The organism is Stieleria mannarensis (assembly GCF_014154935.1).
Classification (GTDB): domain Bacteria; phylum Planctomycetota; class Planctomycetia; order Pirellulales; family Pirellulaceae; genus Stieleria; species Stieleria mannarensis.
Window position 1 is genome coordinate 1 of record NZ_JACEHH010000210.1, and the last position, 563, is coordinate 563.

Sequence of the window (563 nt, forward strand, 5' to 3'; positions counted from 1 at the left end):
ATGGCACGTGCTGTCGTCGTGACCGGACGCGCGAAATCGGGTAAGGACGTCCCTTTCGGGACGCCCTCCCCACACCACCGTACGTGCGGGTCCGCATACGGCGGCAGAGCGACGGTGAGCAAGCTCGGCCCACAGACTCTTTAAATTCAAAACGCCTTGCGCGGCGAGCCATGCATTGGTCAGACCAACTCCGCTGGCGAAGGTCTTGGACATGTGCCAAGGACCTTGCCGGCTGCGGGCATGGCGAATCGCTTGACGACGCGGGACGCCCAAGGCAATCAGATGGCGGCGACGCGTCTTCGGACGCTTCCACTGTTTCCAGTAGCAGCACCGAATGCGGCGACGAATCCAGCCATCCAGACGGGCGAACAGCTTCAACTGAGAAGCCACGCCGAAGTAACCCATCCAGCCGCGGACGTAGCGACGCAGCTCACCCAAACGACGGTCCATCGACACGCCCCGGCTACGCCCGGTAATCGTGACGACCTCTGCTGACTTCTGCACCGCCCGTAGAGGTTTCCACCCCCACGTTCCAGGTTTTCGGGCAAGCCCTACTGCCTGGC

1 protein-coding gene is annotated in these 563 nt (G+C 62.9%); it reads right to left on the reverse strand.

What is annotated here, in order from left to right:
* Positions 1 to 504: group II intron maturase-specific domain-containing protein (locus tag H1B37_RS33100; RefSeq protein ID WP_353620984.1), on the reverse strand; the 504-nt coding region annotated here is incomplete at its 3' end.
* Positions 505 to 563: the final 59 nt, after the last annotated feature.